23 protein-coding genes and 1 riboswitch are annotated in these 25,374 nt (G+C 45.9%); of the genes, 15 read left to right on the forward strand and 8 right to left on the reverse strand.

The annotated features are described in order from the left end of the window. Window positions 1–6 precede the first annotated feature (6 nt). The 5 genes from Q6A92_RS00280 (at window position 7) to deoC (ending at window position 4,394) form a co-directional block, all read left to right on the forward strand. Window positions 7–1,296, forward strand: coding sequence for a PTS sugar transporter subunit IIC (locus Q6A92_RS00280; protein WP_274401602.1), 1,290 nt, complete (start codon window positions 7–9; stop codon window positions 1,294–1,296). A gap of 14 nt (window positions 1,297–1,310) precedes the next feature. Continuing rightward, window positions 1,311–1,721 carry a tetratricopeptide repeat protein gene (locus Q6A92_RS00285; protein ID WP_274401603.1) on the forward strand — a complete coding sequence of 137 codons (411 nt, stop codon included), beginning with the start codon at window positions 1,311–1,313 and terminating at the stop codon, window positions 1,719–1,721. Window positions 1,722–1,764: 43 nt separating this feature from the next. Beyond that, a complete protein-coding gene (locus Q6A92_RS00290; RefSeq protein WP_332236654.1) occupies window positions 1,765–2,622 on the forward strand; it encodes a class II fructose-bisphosphate aldolase in 858 nt (285 codons plus the stop codon). A gap of 83 nt (window positions 2,623–2,705) precedes the next feature. Further along, a complete protein-coding gene (locus tag Q6A92_RS00295; protein WP_332236655.1) occupies window positions 2,706–3,317 on the forward strand; it encodes an AAA family ATPase in 612 nt (203 codons plus the stop codon). A gap of 354 nt (window positions 3,318–3,671) precedes the next feature. After that, on the forward strand, window positions 3,672–4,394 hold the full coding sequence (deoC, locus tag Q6A92_RS00300; RefSeq protein WP_274401606.1) for a deoxyribose-phosphate aldolase: 723 nt from the start codon (window positions 3,672–3,674) through the stop codon (window positions 4,392–4,394). A gap of 290 nt (window positions 4,395–4,684) precedes the next feature. Here deoC and Q6A92_RS00305 read toward each other — a convergent pair whose 3' ends face one another. Together Q6A92_RS00305 and Q6A92_RS00310 are read right to left on the reverse strand one after the other, a co-directional pair. Beyond that, the gene (locus Q6A92_RS00305; protein ID WP_274401607.1) at window positions 4,685–6,067 is read right to left on the reverse strand and encodes an amino acid permease; all 1,383 of its coding nucleotides are present in this window, start codon (window positions 6,065–6,067) and stop codon (window positions 4,685–4,687) included. Window positions 6,068–6,292: 225 nt separating this feature from the next. After that, a complete protein-coding gene (locus Q6A92_RS00310) occupies window positions 6,293–6,484 on the reverse strand; it encodes a hypothetical protein (RefSeq protein WP_332236656.1) in 192 nt (63 codons plus the stop codon). A 1,096-nt stretch (window positions 6,485–7,580) separates the two neighbouring features. Further along, a riboswitch (SAM riboswitch) is annotated at window positions 7,581–7,688 on the forward strand. A gap of 178 nt (window positions 7,689–7,866) precedes the next feature. On the opposite strand from Q6A92_RS00310, the gene Q6A92_RS00315 reads away from it, so the two are divergent. From Q6A92_RS00315 to Q6A92_RS00340, 6 genes are all read left to right on the forward strand, one after another. Next, the gene (locus tag Q6A92_RS00315; protein ID WP_332236657.1) at window positions 7,867–9,429 is read left to right on the forward strand and encodes an ABC transporter substrate-binding protein; all 1,563 of its coding nucleotides are present in this window, start codon (window positions 7,867–7,869) and stop codon (window positions 9,427–9,429) included. A gap of 73 nt (window positions 9,430–9,502) precedes the next feature. Next, on the forward strand, window positions 9,503–10,447 hold the full coding sequence (locus Q6A92_RS00320) for an ABC transporter permease (protein ID WP_332236658.1): 945 nt from the start codon (window positions 9,503–9,505) through the stop codon (window positions 10,445–10,447). 12 nt (window positions 10,448–10,459) lie between these two features. Further along, entirely contained in the window at window positions 10,460–11,353 is an 894-nt protein-coding gene (locus Q6A92_RS00325) for an ABC transporter permease (RefSeq protein ID WP_332236659.1), read from the forward strand. Window positions 11,354–11,390: 37 nt separating this feature from the next. Then, entirely contained in the window at window positions 11,391–12,452 is a 1,062-nt protein-coding gene (locus Q6A92_RS00330; RefSeq protein WP_274401646.1) for an ABC transporter ATP-binding protein, read from the forward strand. Continuing rightward, window positions 12,449–13,420 (forward strand): ABC transporter ATP-binding protein, encoded by a 972-nt coding sequence (locus Q6A92_RS00335; protein ID WP_332236660.1) that lies wholly within the window; start codon window positions 12,449–12,451, stop codon window positions 13,418–13,420. Before Q6A92_RS00330 ends, Q6A92_RS00335 begins: the two co-directional genes overlap by 4 nt. Next, window positions 13,411–13,572, forward strand: a complete 162-nt coding sequence (locus tag Q6A92_RS00340; RefSeq protein ID WP_332236661.1) for a hypothetical protein — start codon at window positions 13,411–13,413, stop codon at window positions 13,570–13,572. The genes Q6A92_RS00335 and Q6A92_RS00340 overlap by 10 nt, the downstream gene beginning before the upstream one ends. A gap of 328 nt (window positions 13,573–13,900) precedes the next feature. On the opposite strand, the gene Q6A92_RS00345 is transcribed toward Q6A92_RS00340, so the two are convergent. From Q6A92_RS00345 to Q6A92_RS00365, 5 genes are all read right to left on the reverse strand, one after another. After that, window positions 13,901–14,875: an acetyl-CoA carboxylase carboxyltransferase subunit alpha gene (locus Q6A92_RS00345; RefSeq protein WP_443029662.1), complete on the reverse strand. Its 975-nt coding sequence runs from the start codon at window positions 14,873–14,875 to the stop codon at window positions 13,901–13,903. Window positions 14,876–15,256: 381 nt separating this feature from the next. Continuing rightward, a complete protein-coding gene (locus Q6A92_RS00350) occupies window positions 15,257–15,667 on the reverse strand; it encodes a MaoC family dehydratase (protein WP_332236662.1) in 411 nt (136 codons plus the stop codon). A gap of 127 nt (window positions 15,668–15,794) precedes the next feature. Then, window positions 15,795–16,292 carry a pantetheine-phosphate adenylyltransferase gene (gene coaD / locus Q6A92_RS00355; protein WP_274401613.1) on the reverse strand — a complete coding sequence of 166 codons (498 nt, stop codon included), beginning with the start codon at window positions 16,290–16,292 and terminating at the stop codon, window positions 15,795–15,797. A gap of 53 nt (window positions 16,293–16,345) precedes the next feature. Next, window positions 16,346–17,335 (reverse strand): electron transfer flavoprotein subunit alpha/FixB family protein, encoded by a 990-nt coding sequence (locus tag Q6A92_RS00360; protein WP_332236663.1) that lies wholly within the window; start codon window positions 17,333–17,335, stop codon window positions 16,346–16,348. A gap of 22 nt (window positions 17,336–17,357) precedes the next feature. Continuing rightward, the gene (locus Q6A92_RS00365; RefSeq protein WP_274401615.1) at window positions 17,358–18,137 is read right to left on the reverse strand and encodes an electron transfer flavoprotein subunit beta/FixA family protein; all 780 of its coding nucleotides are present in this window, start codon (window positions 18,135–18,137) and stop codon (window positions 17,358–17,360) included. Window positions 18,138–19,766: 1,629 nt separating this feature from the next. On the opposite strand from Q6A92_RS00365, the gene Q6A92_RS00370 reads away from it, so the two are divergent. From Q6A92_RS00370 to Q6A92_RS00385, 4 genes are all read left to right on the forward strand, one after another. Next, on the forward strand, window positions 19,767–20,900 hold the full coding sequence (locus Q6A92_RS00370; protein ID WP_274401616.1) for an acyl-CoA dehydrogenase family protein: 1,134 nt from the start codon (window positions 19,767–19,769) through the stop codon (window positions 20,898–20,900). Between the two features lie 249 nt (window positions 20,901–21,149). Continuing rightward, window positions 21,150–21,944, forward strand: coding sequence for an enoyl-CoA hydratase/isomerase family protein (locus tag Q6A92_RS00375; protein WP_332236664.1), 795 nt, complete (start codon window positions 21,150–21,152; stop codon window positions 21,942–21,944). A gap of 242 nt (window positions 21,945–22,186) precedes the next feature. Continuing rightward, window positions 22,187–22,906: a 3-oxoacid CoA-transferase subunit A gene (locus Q6A92_RS00380; RefSeq protein ID WP_274401618.1), complete on the forward strand. Its 720-nt coding sequence runs from the start codon at window positions 22,187–22,189 to the stop codon at window positions 22,904–22,906. Next, complete coding sequence (locus Q6A92_RS00385) at window positions 22,906–23,565, forward strand: CoA transferase subunit B (RefSeq protein ID WP_274401619.1); 660 nt, start codon at window positions 22,906–22,908, stop codon at window positions 23,563–23,565. Before Q6A92_RS00380 ends, Q6A92_RS00385 begins: the two co-directional genes overlap by 1 nt. An 816-nt stretch (window positions 23,566–24,381) precedes the next feature. On the opposite strand, the gene Q6A92_RS00390 is transcribed toward Q6A92_RS00385, so the two are convergent. Continuing rightward, a complete protein-coding gene (locus Q6A92_RS00390) occupies window positions 24,382–25,299 on the reverse strand; it encodes a LysR family transcriptional regulator (RefSeq protein ID WP_274401620.1) in 918 nt (305 codons plus the stop codon). Between the last annotated feature and the right edge of the window lie 75 nt (window positions 25,300–25,374).

Genomic DNA, 25,374 nt, shown 5'->3' on the forward strand with positions numbered 1-25,374 from the left:
ACTCCCATGATCGTTGTTGATTTTATTATTAAAAATATTCTGACTCAGGCAGCTATCACTATTGCCTTGATTGCTATGCTCGGTTTGATTTTACAGAAAAAATCAGCCGGATCGATATTGATGGGAACATTCAAGACTTTGCTTGGCTTCGAAGTATTATCAGCCGGTTCGGCAATTATCGTTGCCAGTTTGACATATTTCGGTACTATTTTTCAACATGGCTTTCATTTACAGGGTATCGTTCCCAGTATCGAGGCAATTAATGGACAGGCGATGAACAATTTAGGGCTGGGCAATGACATAGCCTTAACGTTCCTCGGCATCTTTATCGTGAACATCATTATCGCCCGATTTACCAAATGGAAATATATTTTCTTAACCGGCCAGGCTTTACTCTGGATGTCAACGATGACTGTTGTCGGCGGCAACTTTGCAGGCCTGAAGGGTTTTACCAATATAGCTGTAGGCAGTATTATCGGCGGCATCTTTGCTGTAGCTATGCCGGCGGTTGCCCAGCCTATCGTGAGAAAGATTATCGGAAATGATGCCATTGCATTAGGACACTTTTGTACAGTCGGTTATATGTTTGAATCAGGTGTTGCATGGCTGTTCGGTGAACGCGGCGAAAAGAAGCATTCTGTCGAAGAAATGAAGCTTCCGAAGAGCATGGAATTTTTACAGGATACGTATATGTCAGTAGCCGTTGTCATGGTTCCGCTTTATATGATTACTGCCGCTTTTGCCGGTCCTAAATGGGGGGCGGCGGGAACTGCCGGAATGAACTACATCATGTATGCATTTTTGCAAGGTATCCAATTCGTCGTCGGCGTCTATGTCCTGTTAGCAGGCGTTCGTCTCTTGCTTGGTGAAATCGTTCCGGCATTTCGTGGTATTGCCATGAAGCTGGTTCCCAATGCAAAACCTGCTTTGGATTGCCCGGTCCTGTTCCCGTATTCACCCAATGCTGTTATCCTTGGCTTTATAACGACAACGATTGGTACGGTTCTGGGCATGTTCCTGATGCCGGCTGTCGGGTTAGCCGTTATTTTGCCGGGGATGCTGACTAATTTCTTTGCCGGCGGTACGGCAGGAATCTTCGGCAATGCCGTCGGGGGCCGCCGCGGGGCCATCATTGGCGGCATTTTTCACGGATTATTTATTACACTACTGCCTGCATTGCTGGTAGGCGTTCTTCTGAACATGGGATTCGTCAATGCAAGCGCGACCGATTCGGATACGATCGTCTCCGCCTTGTTATATGCATGGATCCTGGCACCGATCCTTAAAGCCATTTAATAGAGGTGATATAAATGTTCAAAGGTTTATTCAAAAAAAGGAACAGCCATGTTCCAAAAAAAGAAGAAAATCAAACGCCTGAGACAAAGCCGGCCAGAGATCCTGAAGAATTAAAACAAGAATTGCACCACCTTCAACAACAATTGAGACAGGCCGAAGACGGTGACAAGATCACGATTCTGAACAACCTGGGACAGATATATCAGGAATTAGGCGATGCGGATCAGGCGATCCAATATTTTGAAAAGAGTCTGGCGGAGAAAGAACAGTTCGGCAGTGCTTATAACGGTTTACTCTTTTTATATGATAGAAAACGCCAGGAAGCTGCAAGGGCAAAGAATGACGATGAAATACAAAAGTGGGTCAGCAAAATGGATCGTCTTGTAGATATGTCGAAGCGCGTCATGAGATCGAGTTTATCTTAATCAGTTGATTACGGGATAATAAATCTACGATGGAGGCAATATTATGTTCAAGAATTTACACGACCTGCTTACAGAAGCAGAAAGACTTAATTATACGGTTGGAGCATTCAATGCTCATAACCTGGAAATGGTGCCGGCCATGATCTCGGCCGCAAGAGATGCCGGTTCGCCGATTATCATTCAAACAAGCGTCGGTACCGCGCGTTATGTGGGAATGAAGAACTTCGTTGCTGTCTGCCAATCGATGGCCGAGGATCTGCTTGTCGATGTCGATTTACATTTGGATCATGCAAAGAATTTTGCAGATATCAAAGATGCGATTGATGCCGGGTATCGCTCGGTTATGTTTGACGGTTCAGCAATGCCGCTGAAAGAGAATATCATGAAAACCTTACGTGTGATCGAATATGCTCATCCGCGCAATGTGTCCGTCGAAGCGGAGATCGGTACGATCGGCGGCACGGAAGAAGGGGTCACGGTTAAAGAGGGGGCTTACACCGATCCTAAAGATGCGGTTGCGTTTTGCAGACAGGCAGACGTTGATGCTTTGGCCGTCGGTATTGGCACTCATCACGGACAATTCAGGTCCAAGACCCAGCTGAACTTTCCATTGATTGAAGCCTTGCACAAAGTCTTATCGGTTCCCATGGTAGTTCATGGCGGAACCGGTGTGAATGAAAAAGATTATCATCGATTGACAGAAAACGGTATCAGAAAATTTAACGTGGGCACTGAACTGTTGGTTACTTGGACAAAAACAGCTCAAGAAAAATTCAAAACAACTGAAGTCAATGCTTCCCTGAGGAACAATATCGTGCCTTGCAATGAAGCTGTCCACGATATAGTATTCCACAAGATTAATTTATTCATGAACAAAAATAATAATGTTTTAATGGCATAATGTACGCCGAATCTATAGGCTGACTAAAATAAGGATCCATATTGAGTGTATGATCCTTATTTTATTTTGGGGAGGCAAGGATTATGGCAGCAAAAAAAGTATTGCTTTTGATTGCAGGACCGCCGGGAACGGGTAAAACATACCTCGGAGACATGATAGAAAAAGAGATCGGCCATTTTGCCAATGTTAATATGGATAAGATTAAAGAGGCTAATTATGATCAGTACGGCTTTGATAATTTAGATGAAAAGAAAAAGGTTGACCGTCAATCGCTGCAGGATTACTTTGAAGCAATTGACGAAGCGATGAAAACAGAGCGCCATATTTTGACGGATTATCCATTCAGTGACAAACAAAAACCCGCACTGGAAAACTCAGCAAAACAATATGATTATGTCCCGATTACGATCCGCCTTTATGCAGATACTGATGTACTGTATGAGAGACAGCGAAAGAGAGATCTCGATCCGACCCGTCATCTTGGCCATATAATGAATCATTATCACTATGGCGATGTTTTAGATGATCATTCGAAAGCGGACGGTTTGCCCACAAAAAAATTGTTCAGCGACAGAATGAAAGTACGCGGTTACAATACATTCAGGCTAGGCTGGTTATTGACTGAAGACGTCAATGATTTTTCTAAGGTTGATTACACAGACTTGCTGAAGAAATTAAAACAATGGATTGAATAGGTTTTGGGTTTTCCGATCCGGCTCCGAATAATCGCTGCTTTTCCGTTGCCTGATTTAAGGCAGGTGAGCGACAGCCTGAGTCCGCCGTCACGATTCCAGAGGGCCGTGCAGCTGCTCCATTAGAATGCAGAGCTGATGGACCGGCCATCCGGGAATCATTCGGGACAGGGACTGCGAACGAGAACGAGATCTATCAATGAAATAAGTTCAAAGCTTCAGAACGCCGACGGATCGAATCAATGAGACATAAAGAGCAGGTTCACCATTTTCACTTTTCCGGTCTGCCGTTCGATTAATTCCGGATGTATAATTAAGTCAATTGATAGATATCTTTATCTAAAGGAGCGCTGTTAAATGACCGAATATACCCTTGATGAGCTGTGCAGGCTCATCGATCACACCAATTTGAAGCCCGATGCAACGAAAGAGGATATCGAAAAATTGTGCAGGGAGGCAAAAACGTTTCACTTCAGAATGGTGGCAGTTAATCAAGTGCAATCCGGTTTTTGTTCCCAACTGCTTAAAGATACGGACGTCCACGTCGGAGCAGCCGTCAGTTTTCCGCTGGGCCAGACCTCGATCAAGGCGAAAGCAGCAGAAGCTAGAGATGCACTTGACAATGGCGCAGATGAAATCGACTATGTGATAAACATTGCGGAAGTGAAAAATCAGAATGATGCCTATATAAAGGAAGAAATGTCTCAAATTGTTTCGGTTTGCCATCAGTACGGAGCCGTCTCCAAAGCTATATTTGAAAACGCTTATTTGACTAAAAGCGAGATTGTTAAGGTAGCGAACATTGCTAAAGAAGTACGTCCGGATTTTATAAAAACTTCGACCGGATTCGGCCCAGGCGGTGCAACCTGTGAAGACGTGCGTCTTATGAAACAGACAGTGGGGACGGCTGTGAAAGTGAAAGCAGCCGGCGGCATACGCGATGCGGAAACATTTATTAAAATGATTGAAAGCGGAGCAGAGAGAATCGGCTGCAGTTCAGGCATAAAAATCGTGACCGGGCTTAAGAAAATAATGGAAGAAACGGGTAAAGCATTCATCGGCATTGACCCGAATATTTAAACGCGCGTCAGACAGCGGCCAACTGCAAGTGTCCGCAGCCGGTCTTTCAGGATGTGTTTTGGTTGGTCGGCATTTGTTGAAATTTCATGTTTTCATCATCTCATCTTCATTTTTAACATGGGATATCCAATCTTTTAGTAAGTGATGACTATGCCCGCGTAACAGCTATGAAAAAGACCGGATCATCATTAAATTAAGAGCGGTTAAATAGCGGACATCCGGGTCACGCAAAAATTCTGCAGCGGCATCCGGCCTGTAAATGACTACGGGCAGAATACAGTCAAACAGACTTATGCCTGCTTGTGTTGTTGAGTGCCTTGCTTTTTTGCCTTCCTTATAAGATAGGCCGCCACAAGCAGCACGAACCAGACCGGTGTAACGAACAAAGCAATGCGCGTATCTGCGGCGAGTGCCAGCAGGACAATAACGAAAACAAAAAAGGCAAGAATAATCCAATTTATATAAGGTGAAAAAGGCATTTTAAAGGTATTTTTTCTGGCTTCCTCGGGTTTTAATTTTCGAAATCTTAAATGTGCGATTAAGATAATACCCCATACCCAGATAAAGCAAATAGTTGCTATGCTGGTTACAAGGGTAAAAACGGTCGTTGCATTGGGAATGATATAATTAAGCAGCACACCGATTAAGAGCATAATGACTGATGCAATTAATGCGGGAGCAGGGACGTTCCTGCTGTTCAGGACTTTTAATTTGCCTGGTGCTTCACCGCGTTCGCCAAGCGAATACAGCATTCTGCTTGTACTGAAAATGCCGCTGTTACATGAAGAAGCGGCGGACGTCAGGACGACAAAGTTAACAATACCGGCTGCACTGGGTATTCCGACCATTGTAAAAACCTGGACAAACGGACTGCTTGAAGGACTGACGTCATTCCAGGAATAAATTGACATGATCATTAAAAGGGCGCCGATATAGAAAATCAAAATTCGAATCGGTATGTTGTTAATGGCTTTAGGAAGCGTTTTGTCCGGGCGATCCGTTTCCCCGGCCGTAATGCCGACAAGCTCTATGCCGACAAAAGCAAATACGGCCATTTGGAATGAAAGGACAAATCCGGTAAACCCGTTAGGGAAAAATCCGCCGTTGGCCCATAAATTTGAAAAGGCGGCGTGCGTCTCATGATTGTGAAATCCTGCCAGTACAAGAACCAATCCTATTGCAATCAAGGCTAAGATTGCAATAATTTTTATTAAAGCAAACCAAAATTCAATTTCACCAAAAGCTCTGACAGTCGACATATTCAGAATAAATAAGGCAAGAACGCAGATAAGCGCCGGGATCCATTGCGGGACAGCCGGAAACCAAAATTGGATGTAAATGCCGACGGCCGTTATTTCCGCGATAGCCGTCGCGATCCAGCAGAACCAATAGGTCCAGCCGGTAATGAAACCGGCCCACGGTCCTATGAATTCCTCGGCAAATGCGGCGAACGAACCGGTTGTAGGCCGATAGATGAGCAATTCTCCTAAGGCCCGCATGACGAAGAAAAGAGCGATACCAATGATTAAGTAAACGAGTAAGATGGAGGGACCGGCTAAGTGAATGGATTTTCCGGCGCCCAGGAAAAGTCCAGTCCCAATGGCTCCGCCGATAGCCATTAATTGAATGTGCCGGTTCTTTAAACCACGATTTAATTTTTTATTCTCTGACATAATTCCTCTTCTTTCCTGAATGAAACTTCAAAAAAAACAGTTTGAACTTCATATTCTGCTGAACCTCGGCTTCATGAAACAGCGCTGAATCCCAGATGGCGGGCATAACCGGGCATGCTGAGAGAGACATAAAGGGGGGTGTGTTCTCCTGTGAGGGTTCGTGGCGGGAACGGCGAGGTTCGATTCCCGTTTTAGAGTTTCCTGAAAGCGGGCAGATCAATGCCTTTATCTATGGAAAGTGTTGGCAATCAGGAGCTTTGTTAAACAATACAGCCGTTTAATTTTGCCGCCGCGTGATGAAGGGCTGGCTGAGCTGGCCGGCATCTGTTTCCCCAAGACGGTCCGCTCCGATGGTGCCACACCGGTAAAGACAGTCAAAATCATCTTCAGCGCCGGCATCGGCTTTTTAACAAACAAAATAAATACTCATGCTCCCGGTTAAAACAATGCCTGCATCGGCCAGATCGTGTATGCCGTACCGGTTTTTTTAAGTAAACGACGGCATCGTAAGGCTGCCGTCGCAACAAACGAACAGGATCAGGCTCTATAAAAATATGTAGTCATCCGTCTGGCATCCTCATCAGCAATGTGCGGCCTGCTAAGATAGCCGGAATAAAACAGGACCCGCTCATCAGCATCTCACAGGAAAATTTAAAATTCCTCAGCTGTTATATACCATAATTATCTATTATAGAACAACAGGGAACCTTTGAGCAAAAAAATTTCTTGTCATTGGAATTTGTAGACGGGGAACGGCTGCAGAATGAGCAAGCAGTTTCGGACATTAATAGGAGTGCCTCTTTAGCTTATTGTCCTGCTGTGCCGTCAATGGATGTTCGACTCTTCCTGAAACCATCTATCTTTTGAAAGACGGAGAGCGTTTCCGTGACTAACAAACTTCTGCAGCAGTCGATAAAATCCTGTCGCGGTTGATAAACCGGGTGTAATAGCTGAAGACCGATTAAGCACCGCCGACGACCGATAAACTGCTCCGAACGGTCGATAAACCGGGTGTAACGACCGATAAACTCTCTGTGACGGTCGATAAGGAACTGAAATCCACTCTATGCAGCCGGGCCGCCGGCCAGTATCGCCCCGCCAAGAGTTTATCGCCCTGAAAAAAGAATGAATCGCCCTAAAGCAGCGGACAATCGCCCTAAAATGGTCGCGATCCGCCCTGTTTTGGCCAAGTATCGCCCCGCCAAGAGCTTATCGCCCTGAAAAAAGAATGAATCGCCCTAAAGCAGCGGACAATCGCCCTGAAATGGTCGCGATCCGCCCCATTCAAGCGGAGTATCGCCCCGTCGATAGCGTTTTCACATCGCGGTCCGACAGGATACCCATTTAAAAATATTTTGCAGCAGTATGCGACATTTCTGAATCTCTTTTCAGGCCGCATGATTGTTTGTCAAAATGGATAATGCTATAAAAGTCTATAGGATTAATGCACTTAATCATTGACATCGGAGGCTTAACAATTTATTATTAATCACATCAACTTAATATGCTATATTTCTTATCCAGAGTGGCGGAGGGACTGGCCCGAGGAAGCCCGACAACCAGCACATTGGCGTGTATGGTGTTAATTCCAGGAGAACGATTGTTGTTCTGAAGATAAGAGGGACGGATGACAAGCCTTTTTATCTTATTTGGCTTGTTTTTTTGTTTCCGGAGTGCGGGAGGGGGGCTCGTCCTGAGAAAAAATAATAAATGGATGGATCATCATTGTTTGAGCAGGTTTATTTAAAAGAGAAAAAAGGCTGTATGATTTTATTATTTTTCTACGAGGGGGAAGAGAATTGAAAAAGCTGCTGCTTACTTTTTTTGCCGTGCTCTTGATCGCGTCGCTAACGGCATGCGGTTCGGGTACAGCATCATCAAGCAAGGGAAGTAAAGAGGGGGGATCGATTACCATTGCTGTATCAGGGGATCCGGATGTTCTGAACCCGAATTACGCCAGCGACCGTGTCACCCTGACTATTCAGCAAGCCCTGTTTGCTCCGCTGTTTTATATCAGCGGCCGGAAGGTTATACCGGCGTTAGCCGATAAACTGACAGTATCAAAGGATCAAAAGACGTATAAACTCATACTCAAGAAAAATTTGAAGTGGCAGGATGGGAAACCGTTAACGGCCAAGGATGTTGTCTTCACGATCAATACGATCCTCGATCCAAAACAAAACAGCGATCTTCGCGGCAACTTTGTTTTTAATAATGAGCCGGTCAAAGCGGTTGCTTTAGACAATCAAACGGTTCAGTTCACGCTTCCGACGGTTGCCCCTTCTTTTCAGTTGAATCTGGAACAGCTCTTTCCGATTCCTCAGCATGTTTTCGCCAACGAAAGCAATCTCCAGAAAAGCACAAAAAACAACCATCCGATTGGATCGGGACCTTATCAGTTTGTCACCTATAAACCCGGCCAGTATGTTGAATTGAAACGATTCGATGGTTACTACGCAGGAAAACCGCATCTTGATAAAGTAGTCTTTCAGATTGCGAAAGATCAGAACGCGGCCAATCTGGGCCTGCAAAACGGAAGCATACAGTTGAAAGCTATTCAGCCTGAAGATGTGGCTAATGTGACCGGCAAGGGGAATGTTGACGTGGTTTCCTACCCCGAATATCGTCTGAACTATGCGACCTTCAATGAGAATGTACCGGCGTTTAAAAACAAAACGTTTCGCCAGGCTATTTCCTACGCGCTGAACAGGGAAGATATCATAAAGTCAGCCTACGGTTCTAATAAATACGCGGTTCCGGCATCTTCTATCTTTACTTCAGATGTAAAGTTCCAGGATACCAATGTTCAAACGTATCCATATAATCTAACCAAAGCGAAACAGCTTCTTGATCAGAGTAAGGTAGATAAGAAGAAGCCGTTTACCATTCTTTACCTGAATAATAATAAGGCTCAGGAAAGCATTGCGCTTTATTTCCAGCAGCAATTCAAGAAAATCGGTTTGAATTTGCAGCTGAAGCCGACGGATCCGGCGGCCTTTACCAACATTGAGCTCGATCGTAAGAGCACGGCCGACGGTATTTTACTCAACGGCTATATTATGGGACCTGAAGCCGATACGTATAAGATGCTTTTCCAGTCGGCCTCGCAATATAACTATGCAAACTATCACAACGCTGCGCTCGATAAAGTTTGGGATACGGCATCCGTTGAGACAAACCAGACCAAACGATTCGCTGAATATGATCAGATTCAGAAACAGCTTGCAGATGATGCGGTACTCTACCCGATCTCTTATGACGATGCGCTTTTTGCCATCAGTAAAAATTATGGCGGCATCGATGCCGCCAAACCGCAGCCGGTGACGATTTTAAGAGATTTATCCAAACTTTATTTGAAATAATAATCAATTTGTGTCTGTTAGGATCACGGACTTGGTGGCGACACCAAGTCTGCTTTTTTGGGAGGAATAAGGATTGATGAGAATGGCAGTCAGACGCGTGCTTCAGATCATTCCATTGCTGTTTGTAATTTCTATTATCTCCTTTGCACTGATTAAATTATCGCCGGGAGATCCGGTAAAGATGTTTGTCACCCCCAATATGCATCCGGAAGATGTCGAACGGATCCGGAAAAGTCTCGGACTCACGTTTCCGGTATATATTCAATATTTCAGATGGCTGGGCCAGATCCTGCATGGCAATCTGGGCTATTCGCTGATAAACAGTCAGCCCGTTCTCGGGCAGATCATTCAAAGACTGCCTGCGACGGTCGGTTTAATGGGTACCTCGCTGGCGGCGACGCTTATGTTCTCGATTCCACTGGGCCTGATCGCAGCAAAGTATGAAAATACCTGGATTGACCATGTGCTGAATATGATTTCGTACATCAGTATCTCTATTCCGGTATTCTGGTTCGGGATACTTCTGATTGATTTTTTCTCAGTGAAGCTTAACTGGTTGCCGTCGCTTGGCATGCAAACGGTTGGTGTGAACAGCTTCGGTGATTTGGTATGGCATGCTGTGCTGCCGGTGACGACTTTGACTTTTCAGGGATGCGGGGCTTACTATCGCTATGTCCGCTCCAACACCCTGTCTGAGATCAGAAAAAGTTATGTCGAATTTGGCCGTGCCAAGGGGCTCTCCATTTGGAAACTATTATGGTATCACGTTTTGAAAAATGTGATGCTTCCGGTGATTACATTGCTTGGCATGTCGCTTCCGGCATTGATTTCCGGCGCTTATATTACGGAAAGCGTCTTTTCATGGCCGGGACTGGGTTCGCTCAGTGTGAATGCGATATTCAGCCTGGATTATCCGATTATTATGGCGATGACGCTTTTTTCAGGATTATTGCTGATTATCGGGAATCTTCTTGCGGACATCACTTATCAAATTGTAGATCCAAGAATTCGAAAGTAAGGTGAACCCAAAATGTATGATGGACGTTTTGAACTTCTCAACCAGGGTTCTATTGTAACGGAACAAGTGACTTATAAGGAACGCCGAAAAACCGTTCTTTATCGGCTGATTCATGATCGCCGGGCTGTAACGGCCGGCTCCGTATTGATTGTGCTGACCATTGTTTGTCTGTTTGCGTTTCTTTCCCCTTATGATCCGAATCAATTATCGATTACTGATAAGCTCCGGGCACCTTCATGGGCGCACTGGTTCGGTACCGATGACCATGGGCGCGACTATCTGACCCGAATTCTGTACGGAGGCCGGGTCTCTCTTGCAGTTGGACTGCTTTCAATGCTGATCGCCGTTTCTCTCGGAACCCTGATTGGAACGGTATCGGGCTATCTGGGCGGCGGGGTCGACAGTTTGTTCATGAGAACTCTGGACGTGTTTATGACACTTCCGTCTTTTTTCATCCTGATGATTCTCAATGCTTATCTGAAGCCGAGCGTCGCGAACATGATCATCATTATAGGATTGTTGTCGTGGATGGACGTCGCAAGAATCGTACGGTCCCAGACAATGAGTATAAAGGAACAGGAATTTATGCTTTATGCCCAATCGATTGGCGTCAGGATGTGGCGGGCCATTTTCAAGCATCTGATTCCGGGAGTGATGCCGTCCATTGTTGTGGCTGCTTCGCTCAATGTCGCCAATGCAATCTTAACCGAATCAGCGCTGAGTTTTCTCGGACTCGGGGTACAGCCGCCTGCATCCTCCTGGGGGAGCATGCTGAATAACGCACAGGATTATATCGGAACTGCCGGTTATCTTGCTATTTTTCCGGGAGTGCTCATTCTGATTGTCATTTTATCTTTTAATATTATTGGCGATGCGTTGAGGGATGCTATTGAACCCGTAAAATAAAGTGGTTGATGAAGAAGCCAGAGTTGAGGTGGTTGATTTGACAGATTCTAAAATATTGCAAATAAATCGTTTATCCGTTTCGTTTCACACGCGGGCGGGGGATGTTCAAGCCGTCCGCGGCATCGATCTGACTCTCTATCGGGGGGAAACACTGGCGATTGTCGGTGAATCCGGTTCGGGAAAGTCCGTTACTGCCAGAGCGGTCATGCGTCTTCTTCCTGAGAAAACAGCGGATATTCAAAAGGGCTCCATTCTTTTTAACGGCATCGATTTATCCCGTGCTTCTGAAAAACAAATGATGAAGATACGGGGAAAAGACATCGCAATGATTTTTCAGGATCCCATGACTTCCCTCAATCCAACTCTGACAATTGAGCGGCAAATGATTGAGCCCCTGCGTATGCATCAAAAATTGAAGAGAGATCAGGCAAGAAAAAAAGCCGTCGAATTGCTGAATATGGTCGGTATCTCTCAGCCGGAAACAAGAATCAGGCAATATCCTCATCAGTTTTCCGGAGGGATGCGTCAGCGCGTGGTCATTGCCATCGCATTGGCATGCAACCCTGAAATACTCATTGCCGATGAGCCGACTACGGCCCTGGATGTGACGATTCAGGCGAAAATTCTTGAATTATTGAAAGACCTTCAGAAAAGGATGAAGACATCCATTATTTTTATTACCCATGACCTGGGCGTTGTGGCCAATGTGGCCAGTCGTGTAGCTGTAATGTACGCGGGGCGGATTGTTGAAATCGGAACAGTGGATGAAATTTTTTATAATCCGAAGCATCCCTATACGTGGGGATTGATCGGTTCCATGCCCACCCTGAATCTTACGGATAAAGAGCTCCATACCATTCCGGGATCGCCGCCCGACCTAATCCATCCGCCGAAAGGGGATGCGTTTGCGCCCCGCAATCCTTACGCATTGAAAATAGATACTCTCGAACAGCCGCCGATGTTCCGTATTTCCGATACCCACTATGCGGCAACATGGCTTCTTGATTCAAGGGCGCCCGTTGTCACGCCTCCGGCGGAGATCCAACGGCGCTATGCAATTTTTAAGCGGCTATTTGGAAAGGGGAGGGTACCTTCATGAATGAAAAAGAGGAAAAGTTGTTGGAATTACGGCATGTAAAAAAATATTTTAATGCTGGAACCCGCCGTGAAGTTCGGGCCGTTGATGATGTTTCGTTTGCTGTCTTCAAGGGAGAAACTTTCGGCCTGGTCGGCGAATCGGGATGCGGAAAATCGACGATCGGTCGCACGATTATTCAATTGTACAGAGCGACGGGCGGAGAGATATATTTTAAAGGGGAAAATATCTTTAAGATCAGAAAATCTGCTGAAAGAAATGCGCTGCGCCGGGAGATTCAGATGATTTTTCAGGATCCATACGCCTCTTTGGATCCCTATATGACGGTGAAAGAGATTATTGCGGAAGGAATGGATGTCCATCATCTTTCCGGATCGCCTAAAGAACGCGATAGCAGGGTTTACGAGCTGCTGGAACAGGTCGGCCTGAATCACGAGCATGCGGGACGCCGTCCCAATGAATTTTCCGGCGGCCAGCGCCAGCGGATCGGGATTGCGCGAGCACTGGCCGTTCGCCCGGAACTGATTATTGCTGATGAACCCATTTCCGCTCTTGATGTTTCCATTCAGGCACAGGTCGTTAATTTGTTGAAGAAAATACAGCAGCAGCAGGGCTTGACCTATCTTTTTATTGCTCATGATTTATCCATGGTTAAATATATCAGCGATCGAATCGGCGTCATGCATCAGGGGAAAATTGTAGAACTGGCTGATTCAGGTGAACTGTACAGAGTACCTCTGCATCCGTACACAGAATCCCTTCTGTCGGCCATTCCGCAACCGGATCCAATCTCGGAACGAAGCCGGAAGCGGATTGAGTATCAACAGCTATCAGACGGCGAATATACTGAAAAGCTTCATGAAATTGTCCCCGGCCATTTCGTTTACTGTGCAGAGCCTGAGGTTGTGGAATACCGGCATAAGTATGCAGGTATCAGGAAAAGGGAGGGGAAAATAAAATCATGGAGTTAATTGAATCATCCGGTCATGTTGAACGGGCCCATAAAGGCGGGAACCTCTCATCAATCAGAAAGATGCTGCAGCGGCCGCAGCATATGGTCCTCCAAGTGCAGGTGCTGACACAGATAATGAACGTTACAAAGAGCGGAACGTGTATTCGCTAAATCTCTATCCGGGCTCATTCCATTTTAAGTGGGGGAGAAACAATAAAAACAGTACGTCCTGTCTCGAAAAGCTGTCCTGTTGTTCAATCGGTACGTCCTGCAATCGGAACCGAAAAACCGTCTCTTTTCATTGAACCCAATAAAGAGACGGTTATTCTTATATTCTTAAGCGCTGTGAAAAAATCTCAGGAAAGCTGAAATTGCAAAACAGATACATATTATACGCAAAATGACTGATTCCGGCAGGCTGAATCGATAAAGGAGTACACGTCGGATTCAATGAAGGATGAAAAAAGTTAAAGTTGACGAACCCAATCAGTCTGCTTACTCATTCAGAATGATCCGCTTTAGCAGTTGTAAAGGTGCCGATCGACAGAAACTTGGCGGTTCGCTGTTCCCGAAGCGCTTCAGGGCTCAGCTTATCGAGCTCCAACAGTGTCTCGGTCAGCGCCTGATCCAGATAACGTGCCTGTTCTTTGTGATTACGATCGGCGCCGCCGCTGACCTCCGGGACGATTTTATCAATAATTCCAAGTTCTTTTAATTCAAAACAAGTAATGCTCATCATTTGTGCCGCTCTTTCCGCAAACTTGGCGTCCCGCCACAAGATAGACGCGGCACCTTCGGGGGAGATGACCGAATACCAGGAGTTCTCCAGCATCAGCATTTTGTTAGCAACGCTGATTGCGAGGGCACCGCCGCTGGCGCCCTCACCGATCACGGCGCTGATAATCGGAACCGTCATGCCGGCCATCTCGTAAAGATTCCTGGCAATCGCTTCACTTTGTCCGCGTGCTTCGGCCTCGGAGCCGGGATAGGCACCCTTTGTGTCAACAAATGTAATGATCGGACGGTGAAATTTTTCAGCTTCCCGCATAAGCCGCAGCGCTTTCCGATAGCCTTCCGGATGCGGCATGCCGAAATTACGTTCAAGATTTTCTTTTGTATTTCGCCCGCGCTGTTCGCCGATAATGGTTATCGGGCGCCCGTGAAAACGCGCAATCCCGCCTACGATCGCAGCATCATCGGCAAATAAACGATCTCCGTGGCATTCAATAAAATCCGTAAATAAAAGATGAATGTAATCCAATGTCGTTGGCCGGGAAAATTTTCTGGCGATTAAGACACGATCCCAGGGTGTCACCGATCCGGTTATTTTTCCTTCTACTTTTTGAAGGGCTTCAGAGATCTCATCGATTTCCGGAGTAAGATCCGTATGGCTTTCGCTGATAGAACTTTTTAAATCGTCCATTTCCTGTTTTAGCCGTGCCATTGTTTCTTTCACTTGCTCTTTCGGCTCCAAAAAGCTCCACATCCTTTGCGATTAACTGCTCAATGCAAAAATTGACCTGCCGCGTACACGTGGCGGTAGGGGGTAGGGGCAATAAAAAAATTCAAATGATATTACTAGTATACAATACTTAGAGGCCTATCAATCGATCTTCGATTCAATGACGGATTCATTAGGCAGTCTGGAAATATTAGCCTCTTAATTTTTGGAACAGCCGGTAACTAAGAAGAGAGAAGAAGCCGTTCGTCATCACTTATTGTCGAACTTTTTCTGCTGATGCTTGTAAACCGGAATAGAAAAAATGAGGGGCTTTTCCGGAAGAAAAAATTTTCCCGGAACAGCCCTTCAATCATCGTTCTTTCATCATTGCTTTATTGCTTTTTTCGCTGTTTTTCAGCACTTCAAAACCGCTTCTCCGTCAATAACCGTTTTTCCGTCTTGATTCGTCACGACGGTATGCAGTTTAAGAATCTTTTTATCGTCCCGTTTTTCTGTTATCGTCGCCTTTGCCGTAACCGTGTCTCCATATTTAACCGGCGCCGTGAATTTTAAAGTCTGACCCAGATATATGGCGCCTTCTCCCGGCAATTTAGTTCCAAGTACAGCGGAAATAAACCCGGCGGTCAATATCCCATGGGCAATTCTTTCTTTGAAAAGGGAATTTTTGGCATACTCGGCGTTGATATGAACAGGGTTAAAATCTCCCGTCAGACCGGCGAAGGTTTCAACATCGTGTACGGTGATCGTTTTTGAAAAAGTTGCGCTGTCGCCAATTTTAAAATTTTCATAATCCTTTGCTGCCATCTTTCTCAGCTCCTAATTAATTAATTTTTAATCAAAATCCTTAATCACTAGCGACTAAGAATTTTAACTGTCCGATTTAAATTTATCCATTCGATCCCGAATGATAACATTTACTCTTGCCGCCCTTTTAGACGGTTCCTACTTTTTTTTCGAATTTTTCTTTTAAAGCGCTTTCGCAAATTCTCGGGACAAGCTCGGAAATGTGTCCGCCGTACTGGGCCACTTCTTTCACCATGCTCGAGCTTAAAAATGAATATTTATTGTCCGCTATCATGAAAAAGGTTTCCGCTGCCGGATAAAGCTTTTTGTTAAGCAGCGCGATTTGCATTTCATATTCCAAATCCGATATGGCCCGAAGTCCGCGAAGAATCGTGTGGATATTCTTTTCATGCAAATAATCGATAAGCAATCCGTCAAAACTGTCAATCGTCACATTGTCAATTCCCGAAGTCGCATCTTTTAAAAAAAAAAGCCGTTCTCCGACTGTAAACAGTGGTTTTTTGCAGGAATTTTTAAGAACGGCGACAATCACCTGATCAAACAGCTGACTGCTTCGTTTAATGATATCAAGATGGCCAAACGTAACGGGATCGAAACTGCCTGGATAAACGGCGATTCTGCGCATGAATACCTCCCCCCTCCGATTCTTTATCGCTGAATTGCGAAAGTAAACTTAGCTTATTTCAATTTTTTAATTTCCGAAATGACTGCCGGAACGACCTGATTCAAATCCCCGACAACCCCGTAATCCGAGATTTCAAAAATAGGCGCGTCGGCGTCGCGATTGACAGCGACAATGACCTTCGAATCTTTAATGCCCTGAACGTGCTGAGAAGCTCCGGAAACACCGATAGCGAAATAAAGATCCGGACTAATCTTTTTCCCGGACAGTCCGATTTGTTCCTGCGGAGACAGCAAGCCTGCATCAATGACAGGGCGTGTTCCTCCGACACCTCCCGCTTCAAACAGAGAAGCCAGTTCCTTCAAATCCGCCATGTTTTTATCGTTAACGCCTCGTCCTGCTCCGACGACTACCTTCGCTTCTTCAAGATTGATGGAGGAGTTGTCGGCTTTAATGACATTAACGAGTTTGACCTGAGCGGGATTCTTAGGTTCGATAGATTTCTTGATCACTTCGGCATCGGAAGGGGCTTCCACTTTAGAAAAAATACCCGTACGAACCGTAGCGATTTGCGGAAAGACGCCGTTGCCGACGACTTTTGTCAAAAATTTGCCGCCGTATATAGCACGTGTCCATTCAATGGCACCGTCGACCACAGCGGCAGCGGTGCAGTCATTGGCGACGCTTGTCTCGCTTTTAGCGGCCAGGCCTGCCGCCAGATCCTTACCATTTAACGTTGCTCCGAAAAGCACGGCTGCCGGCGCATATTCAGTGACCAGGGCTGCCAATGCACCGGTGTAGTTTTCAAGATTGAAAGTTTTATAAGCTTCGCCGTCGACACTGAGAATCTGATCAGCGCCATATTTTTTGACGGTGTCGATGATTGTCTGATTGTCGCTGCCGATAATGACAGCGACTACTTTTTCTCCGTTTTCTTTAGTCAGGCTTTTTGCACCGTTGATCAATTCCAGACTTACATTTTTAATCAGACCGTCGCCCGTTTTATCAATGTACACCCACACATTTTTAAAATTATCTGCTGCCATTATTACAGTTCCTCCTCAAAGATCAAATTAATTTTGCTGCGGCAAGCTGCTCAACCAGTTTTTTTGCGGAAGCTTCTGCCGAATCTTCATTAATAAGGATGCCGGCCGCCTTTTTCTCCGGTGCAAATACTTCTTTAATTTGAGTCGGTGACCCTTTGCCGACTTTGTCTGCTGCGATTCCGAGATCAGCAAGAGACGATGTTTTTATCTTTGCGCGCTTGGCCGTCATTTTACTCTTAATGGACGCATAACGTGGTGTATTCAGCGAATCTTCCACTGTTATTAAAACAGGGTAAGGGGTCTCGACAACTTGCAGGTCGTCATCTGTTTTTTTAGTAACGGTGATCTTGTTGTCCGCTGCTTCCAATTTAATGGCATGCGTAATCGTCGGAATGCCGAGCAGCTCCGCGACTTGCGGTCCAACCTGGCTGTCATTGTCATCCGTTGTCTGCACGCCGGCAAAGATGACTTCAAAAGTCCCCAGTTTCTTAATGGCTGTCGCCAAAGCAAGACTTTCGGCATGACCGTCGGAACCGGAAAGGGCCGGGTCGCTGATCAGCAGGGTATCGTCAGCGCCAAGCGAGAGCGCTTCTTTGAGAACGGTTTCACTGTCGGGTTCACCGATTGATAAGGCCGTTACGCTGCCGCCGAATTTTTCCTTCAGCTGGACGGCCGCTTCGAGAGCAAACTTATCGTAAGCACTCATGATGCTGGGCGTTCGTTTCGGGTCAATCTGGCCGGAAGCGTCAGTCACAATTGCTTCATTATCGAAAACTTTTTTAATAAGCACTAGAGAATTCATGATGTAAACCTTCCTCCGTTCATCCGCAAAATTTTAAAAATGATTCTTCCCGCCGGAAAATCATGCCGCTGAAGATTCATTCCAAATTTAATCTAACGCTTTGTGAAAAGGATTACAATTTAATCTTTATGAAGAACAGCGAATTATTTAGATCAGCAAACATAAAAAAGTCTTTATTTAAAAAATACTTTATAATTGCTTTTTCTTTCGAAATGATGAATTGTTCCAATCATTTCCGGATGATATTCCAAAATTTCAAGGGAAAGCGATGTATGCTCGATCCCGGTTTAAATGATTGTTCTGAGATAAAGATAGTTTTTAATTTCCAAAAGCATAGTTTAAACCCGCCTTAGGCAGTATCCGTTTTCCCCTTTTTTTCGCGTTCATATTTCAAGAAGTGAAAGTATGGACGGTTATCAAAAAACAGTCATGCGGTTTGGACCTGTTTACTTTAGCAGATGTTCGTTTGATTAAATCATCATTCGTGAACTGCTGACGGTATTTTACGCATTCTGCCCACGTGAACTAATCGGCTGCTGCCTTCCTTCCGCAGCAACGTAACCGGCAGATCAACGAACTCCAGGCGGACTCTTTTATCTCACGGTTGATTGATGAGGCGGTTTCAAAAGCCTCTTAAAGCTCAGGAAACAAAGAAAATTTATAAAAAATGCCTCTCCGGGTCTTCTTTGTGTGAAAACAGAGTTCTTCCTTCCAGGCGCAATCCCTTCAGATTTTCTTTATCTATGATAAGCCAATGCCAACGAACCGAATTCAATTGCAATTTTGTCCAACCCTCGCAGATGAAATCGTCGGAAACCCATATTCTGTTTCAGATTGCTAAAGACAGGTTTCGCCTTCAGTTTTCACTGCCGATGCTTTGCTGCGGACTGATTTCCCGGATAGCTTCTCCTCAATATTTAACTGCCTCCTCAATTGTTCTTTGTCCGATTCCTATTGCAGCGGCACCTACAGAAGGTTTTTTAAGGTCTTTTGTTTTCATTGAAGTGAAATCCAACAATTGCTTGATCTGTTTAAAGAAACATTTGAAGACGAGTGTATGTCCAACCGAAAGGGCAATCAATCGGAACCTCGAAAAGTCTTTAGGCAAGCTGCCGGAAACAGCTGACAAAAGCGGCCGCCGGTCTAATTGATCCAGGGAAAATGCAGAGCTGACAGGGATTGAGCTGCCTTTTTAACTTTCAAATTTTAGTCCTGTGAATAATAGAAACCATTCGTTTTTTTAATATAATCGGCTATGTTTGCGGGAAGCAATATAATACTTATTTGTGATAAAAGTTAAATTGTTCTGAATTATTAGCGGTGTTAATGTTGAAATGCGAAAAGAAAGGGGGGTCAGACATGACTGATGAGAAGTCTCGGGTGACTGTCATGGGTGCGGAACTGACCGGTACCGCCATTCGTCACAAGAGCTGGGAAAGAGGTGACCCTTGTTAAGGGAAGCCTCCCTGGCAGCGCTCCCCCCATTCTCCCCCATTACTATCATCCCGGGTTCCCTTTGCTTTCGGGGGAGGTAGAGGAAAAAATTAAAAAAATAGAGAGGAAGTGATCTGTAAAAATTAAAGTCAAAATGTAAAAGAAAGGAAAAGTCATTAAGGAGGCAGTTAGAAAATGGGCTATATTCTGAATGAAGAACAAACTGATTTGGTGGATTTGGTAAAAAAGTTTATGAATAAGGAAGTAGAACCTCACGTTGCAGAGTTTGATATAACGGGAGAATTCCCAAGAAAATTATATGAAAAAGCATTTAAAATGGGCCTGCATTGTCTGGAAATTCCCAAAGAATTCGGCGGCGGGGGCGTTGATTATATGACTGCAGCCGCTATTTATGAAGAAATGGGAAAAACCGATGCCGGATTTGCAACGGGGCTATGTGCCAACAGTTTATCTTTAAAACCTGTGCTGATTGCAGGGACACCTGAACAGAAAACCCTTTTTTCAAATATTGTTGTACCGGGCGCTTTCGGGGCTTTCTGTTTAACAGAACCGGGTGCAGGATCGGATGCGGGTTCCGTTAAAACCACTGCAGTTAAAGATGGAAACGATTATATAATAAATGGCGTGAAATGTTTTATTACTAATGGGGGAGTAGCGGACGTCTATGTAGTTTTTGCATCTACGGATAAGTCAAAGGGAGTAAAGGGACTGACTGCCTTTATTGTTGAGAAGAGTCGCGGGGGTATATCAGTTGGTAAAGAAGAAAACAAAATGGGGATCAGGCTTTCAAATACAACGGAAGTCATATTTGATAATGTAAGAGTTCCTGCTGCCAACCTTTTAGGCAAGGAAGGCGAAGGATTTAAAATTGCAATGAAAACATTAGATCTTGCAAGGCCTTTTGTCGGGGCTGTAGCAGTAGGCATTGCACAAAGAGCCATTGAAGAGGCAGTTAAATATGCAAAGGAAAGAGTTCAATTCGGCAGACCCCTTGCTAAATTCCAGGCCATACAGTTCATGCTCGCGGATATGGATATTGAAACAGAGGCAGCGCGCCAGACCGTAGTCCATGTGATACAAATGATTTTAGCTCAAAGACCGTACACTAGAGAAGCATCTATTGCCAAGTGCTTTACAGGGGATGTTGCAGTTAAGGTGGCATTAGATGCCATACAAATTTTAGGCGGTTATGGCTACAGCAGAGATTGCCCGGTAGAAAAACTCTTGAGAGATGCAAAAGTATTCCAGATATTTGAGGGAACGAACCAGGTTCAAAGGATAGTAGTTTCCGGAAATTTATTAAGATAAAACGCCTTGAATGTGTCCGATAGCCAGTGTGGAGCAAGTCTTGATGATGAGAGATCTACGGGAGGTCCGTGACCTCAGTTGCTTCTTTATAGAGTTGCAATCGACGAGATCAAGGCCGGGAAGCGGGCATGCCCTTTCCCCAAAACACGGCAGAAGCGGCCGAAAATCGTCCTCAGACCCGAGCTGGGGCAGGCCCGGTTAAAAAGGAGACATATATCAATACCAAATATTTTAAGGAGAGGTCAAGACATGAAACTGGAAAAACTGCAGTACACAGTGGAAGACGGCGTCGGTATCGTGACCATGAACTACATGAAGAATCTCAACGCCATCGACGAGCAGATGGCTGATGAACTCAAGTACGTCGTGGAAACCATGGAGAAAGACCCCAACGTCAAGGTCGTCGTATTCAAGGGTTCCGAGAAGGCTTTCTCAGCCGGCGGAGACATTGGGTATTTCTATCAGCTGATTAAGGCCGGAGGCGAGGTCAATATGGACGGCCTGATCGGGAAGGTCGGCGTTGTCACCGACGGAATTAAGAAGATGAGCAAGCTGGTTATCGCCTCTGTCAGCGGTGCCGCGGCCGGTGCCGGCGTCAGCCTTGCGCTCTCCGCCGACTTCGTTGTCTGCGCGGACAACGCCAAGTTCATCATGGCTTTCGTGAATCTCGGCCTGGTCCCCGATACCGGCGGGACCTATTTGCTGGTTAAGGAGCTGGGCGAGAAGCGCGCCATGGAGCTCTGCGCCACCGGACGGCCTCTGGGCGCCGAGGAAGCCAAGGCTGCCGGCATCGTTTACCAGGTCGTCCCCAAGGGGGAGCTGGACGCCGCTACCATCAAGCTTGCTAAGAAGTTTGCCGCCGGCCCGCTGCTCTCCTACAAGAATATCAAGAAGCAGATATACGAAGCCAGTTTCTCTGACTACAAAAAGTACCTCAACGAATGCGAGATCCCCACTCAGCGCGAATGCGCCGCCTCCACCGACTTCCAGGAAGGCGTCAAGGCTTTCATGGAGAAGCGCAAGGCTGCCTTTGAGGGCAAATAATCAAAAGACGGAACGGTAAGGAATTACATTAAGAGGAGGCAAAAATCAGCGGCGCTGCAGTACCTGAAGTCATTGCGTTTCCGCTGTTTATAGCCGGTCGGCATCTATGCCGCAGGTGCCGTGCAGTCCAACACCGACTTCGGCAGGACTGTTCTGCCTTCTTCCGCTCCTGATCAAAAACAAGATAACCGAAACAACCTGATTCTTAATGGCTTAGCTTAATATGAAAGGTGGTAACTAAATTGCAATCAAAAGTAGTGACTAAAGAAGAAGCCCTCGCAAAGATTAAAGACGGTCAGACGATCATGTTTGGTGACTGGCACGGCGAGCTCGCCGCAGAAGAGATCATCACCGGAATGCTCGAGAAGGGTGTTAAGGATATTTCTGCCATAGCCGTTTCCGCCGGCATGGCCGACCAGGGCGTTGGCAGGCTCATCAAAGCGCACCGTGTCAAGAGTATTGCCACGACACATATCGGTCTCAATCCCGTCGCCCGCGACCAGATGTTTACAGGCGAACTTAAGGTCGAATTCATCCCGCAGGGTACTTTTGCTGAGCGTGTTCGCTGCGGCGGCGCCGGCCTTGGCGGCTGTCTCACCCCGACAGGCATCGGCACCGACATTGAGACCGGCAAGCAGAAGCTCACCCTCAACGGCAAGGAATATCTTCTTGAACTGCCCCTGCACGCGGAGGTCGCGCTGATCAAGGCATGGAAGGCCGACACCGCCGGCAACATCGCTTTCAGACTGACCGGCAGAGCTACCAATAGTTACATGGCCTTTGCGGCAGACACTGTCATTGTCGAAGTCGAGGAACTGGTGGAGGTCGGGGAACTCGGTCCTGACGAGATTGACGTTGCGGCTCCTATCATTGACATGGTATATGTCAGAACCGGTGAGAAGAAACCTTTCTGCCCGATGTGGCAGCGTGCTAGGGCGAAAGCAGAAGGAGGTAAAAAGTAATGGAAGGACTGAAAGGACGCGCACTTATTGCAGCTCGTTGTGCAAAGTTCTTTAAGGACGGCGATTTTGTGAATCTCGGAATCGGCGTTCCTCTGATGTGTGTGAACTATTTGCCCGAAGGCGTCAACCTCTGGCTTGAGGCTGAGATTGGCATTGTCGGCAGCGGGGCCTCCCCTAAGTGGGAAGATGCAGACCCTGATCTTATTGATGCCGGCGGACAGCCGGCATCTGTAATCAAGGGCGGCAGCGTATGCGACCATGCGACTTCTTTCGCCTTTATCCGCGGCGGTCATATCGACGCGACTGTACTTGGCACTCTCCAGGTTGACCAGGAGGGCAATATAGCCAACTGGACCATCCCCGGCAAGCTCGTCCCCGGCATGGGCGGTGCAATGGATCTCTGCGCCGGCGTAAAGAAGATCGTTGTTGCCACCGACCACTGCGAGAAGAGCGGCCAGTCAAAGATACTCAAGAAATGCACGCTTCCTCTGACCGGCGCCAGGTGCGTAACCGACATTGTCACAGAGAGATGCTACTTCGAGGTAGGCGCCGACGGGCTGATACTCAGAGAACTGGCTCCGGGCTACACCGTCGAGGACATCCGCGCATGCACCGAAGCCGATTTCACTGTCCCTGAAAAGATTGCCGTAATGGAATGATTCAGGGCCGGGAAGAATTAAATTTCAGAATAACGATACTGAATTGATAATAAATAGAGACATAACAACCTTCGTCTAATAAATATAATCCCTATGCTAGACTTCGTGTATCATAACGAGAGAAAAATTCGTTCTCTCGTTTTTTATCTTATAGCCATAGAATCATCTAACATGAATCCATCACTATGTCAATGGATTTTTAATAATCTCATAAGGGAGGAATATATGGACGGGCCCGAATCATCGATGCCTTCAGGTTTACTTTCCGGAGAACAGTCTATATCAAGCATCTAAAAGACAGTGAGGTTCAAAAGCAGAGGCAATTCGGACACTGGGGAACGGATACCATCGTCGGTAAAAAGTTCGCCAAGGATGATGTGTTTGGCCTTGGCAGCGCAAAATCAGACTTCGGCTCGGCATCTGAGAGCCGGAGCGATGAATCTCACTCGTCTTTTTTGTTTTTATTCTGACGGCCGGCAGCACGACAGACTGTACATAAAGTCGGGCACAGCTGAATTATTTCTGCTGCCGGTTTTTCGCCCGAAACGTTGTCGATAAGAGAGGTGAGGCGGGTTCATGCAGCAAGCCCTATCTATACTTAGGGCTTGCTGCATTATTAAAAAGATCAGTCTAAATAAGATCCCCGAAAAATTATGTCACCCTGATCATCAATCGTTTCAGATATTTAAGACCAAACTTCTGCGCAGGAGGCTGAATGATACAAATACTAGCGAATCAATGATCCTGTTCAAGGAAGACTTTCCTTCCTTCTGGACTTGTTTCAGCAGGCCAGGGTCTGACCGCCATCTCACACTTTTAGGGGTTAGCACATAGCGGAAGATTATATTTGTTAAAAATGTGCTTTTTAAAATTATTTGCAATCGAATTTTCCGGTCTGCGTGCCGAATTGGAAACCATTAATACTGTATGCGTAATTTTAGGTACCACGTGGATATAAGCAATATCTGCCAACTGAATTCCCGTTATCAGATTCCATGGCAGCAAAGTCACGGCGGCATTTTCAGCAACAAAACCGAGTGCTGTATTGATGCTGCCTACTTCGAAATTCGTTAATCTGGGCGAAAATCCCGCTTGGAAACAAGCGTCGGCCGTTTTCTTGAGCAAGCTTGAGGACCGCGGAAAACGAATGAAAGATTCGCCGGCCACCTCATTAAGCTGAATGGACCGCCTTTTTGCCAGAGGATGCTGTTTACTGACGATAAGAACAAATTCGTCGCGAGCCAGAGGATAGGATTTCAGATGAATATCTTCAGGCTTGAGATTAGCCGGAGCAGTCAGCAGGGCCAGGTCGATCTCATTATTATAAAGCAGCGGGTAAAGATTATAGCAGTTGTCTTCACGAAATTCGACAGCAACAAACGGATACTCACTGACAAACGACCTGATCCAATGGATAATGCCGTACTCCCTTAAAATCGGCATGCAGCCGATAACAAGTGTGCCTACTGTTCCTTTCGCATATTTCTGCATGGTTTTTTCCAAATGAAAGACGTCGGACATAATCCTATTGGCATAACTTATGAAATCCATTCCGGCAGGCAGAATTTTCACGGAGCGAGTTGTTCGTTTAAACAGCTGAACATTGAGCTCTTCTTCAGTTCTTTTGATTTGTTGGGACAAGGTAGAAGGAGTTGCACATAGTTCGGATGAAGCTTTGTTAAAGTTACGGTATTTGGCGACAGCCAATACGCACTTAAGCTGATAAAAATCCATTTTTCTCACTCCTGCGACAGAAATTTAAAGAAAACGTTTTCAAAAAATGTGTGTAAAAAATCTGAAAATATTGGA

The organism is Sporolactobacillus sp. KGMB 08714, from assembly GCF_036598985.1.
Classification (GTDB): Bacteria; Bacillota; Bacilli; order Bacillales; family Sporolactobacillaceae; genus Sporolactobacillus.